This window comes from Vibrio sp. 970, from assembly GCF_033339075.1.
This window is the reverse complement of record NZ_JAWOTW010000657.1, coordinates 1-557: the sequence shown is the minus strand read 5'-3', so window position 1 is coordinate 557 and position 557 is coordinate 1. Positions and strand designations below refer to the sequence as shown.

1 protein-coding gene is annotated in these 557 nt (G+C 44.5%); it reads left to right on the top strand.

What is annotated here, in order from left to right; translation table 11 throughout:
• Window positions 1-451: 4Fe-4S dicluster domain-containing protein (locus R7Q11_RS28455; protein WP_225467263.1), on the top strand; the 451-nt coding region annotated here is incomplete at its 5' end.
• Window positions 452-557 lie beyond the last annotated feature (106 nt).

The window sequence follows — 557 nt, the reverse complement described above, 5'->3', positions numbered from 1 at the left end:
AGGTGGTGGTTTAGCGATGTTGGAACACAACGTGTTAAAAGGCAAAGCAAAGTGGAATGTACGTTGTGAACATCCCGATCATCAGTCTTTGATTCTGGCGGAAAACAGCGATGAGATCCTCTATCCGAAGCCTGATGGCGTGTTGAGTTTCGACCGTCTTTCTTCCGTCTATTTATCCAATATTTTCCATGAAGAAGACCAACCGTGTCATTTGCAGCTTGCCAGCCAGCGCATTCCTATCGAACAGAACTTGGCGCTCTATGCCGAGCCCGCTCAACGCTACTGTCCTGCTGGGGTGTATGAAATTGTAGAAGGTGCAGAGCAAGCCGAATTACAGATTAATGCGGCGAACTGTATTCACTGTAAAACCTGCGATATCAAAGACCCAAGTCAAAACATCACCTGGACGCCTCCTGAAGGCGGTGGTGGTCCCAACTACCCAAATATGTAGTGGTCTGAGAATAATTTTTATTAACAATTTATTTACTTAAAGTTTGCGTCAGTTCAAATCTTTATCGGTGAACTCGATTGCAACTTAATCTTCAAGGCACTATTCT